Genomic DNA, 233 nt, shown 5'->3' on the forward strand with positions numbered 1-233 from the left:
GCAGGACGAGATCGGCCATCCGGGCGGTCTCGGTCATGAACTGCTCGTGGACGCAGACGAACAGGTCGTCGCGGGCGAATCCCCGCTTCACCAGTTCCTGCTCGGGGGCGACCGAGACCGGATTGGTGTTCTGGATCAGCATCGCGGTCACCGGCGGGCCGTGGCGCAGTGCTTCCGGGTCCCCGGTGAGCACCCGGCCGATCTGCGACTGGTCGAGCATGCGGGTGCCGGGG

General features: G+C 69.1%; 1 pseudogene. It reads right to left on the reverse strand.

From position 1 onward, the window contains the following. A pseudogene (locus tag MFF21_RS23850) lies at positions 1-233 on the reverse strand (molybdopterin oxidoreductase family protein); the annotation flags it as partial.

This window comes from Methylobacterium organophilum, from assembly GCF_022179465.1.
Lineage (GTDB): Bacteria > Pseudomonadota > Alphaproteobacteria > Rhizobiales > Beijerinckiaceae > Methylobacterium > Methylobacterium organophilum.